1 protein-coding gene is annotated in these 409 nt (G+C 34.2%); it reads right to left on the bottom strand.

From position 1 onward, the window contains the following. Positions 1-2: 2 nt before the first annotated feature. Positions 3-409 (bottom strand): IS200/IS605 family transposase (gene tnpA / locus CXF72_RS00500; protein ID WP_157823154.1); only part of this gene is annotated, 407 nt, incomplete at its 5' end.

Here is a 409-nt window from a genome sequence, read left to right as displayed (position 1 = left end):
TTTTAGTGCTCAGTTCTAAAATTATCATCGACTTTTGGCTCAAAATGATGGGCTAAATACTCTTTAATCATTTCTTCGGTAACATCTCCAGATGTGACACAAAAATATCCTCTAGACCAAAAATGACGTCCCCAGTATCGCTTTTTTAAGTCGGGGAAACTTTCAAAGAGTTTAGATGATGATCTCCCCTTCACCCTTCTCATTATTTCACTTGGTGCCATATTAGGAGGGGCTGAAACCAAAAGATGAACATGATCTTTGCTAATAACTCCTTTTAAAATCTCAATTTCAAAAGAATTACATGTTTGTCTGATTAATTCTCTGAGCTTCAATCCAACATCACCCTTTAAAACTTGATACCTATATTTAGTCACAAAAACAAAATGATACTGAATCTTAAAAACCGTAT

The sequence above is a fragment of the Psychromonas sp. MB-3u-54 genome (assembly GCF_002836415.1).
Classification (GTDB): domain Bacteria; phylum Pseudomonadota; class Gammaproteobacteria; order Enterobacterales; family Psychromonadaceae; genus Psychromonas.
This window is presented reverse-complemented; position numbering and strand designations above follow the sequence as displayed.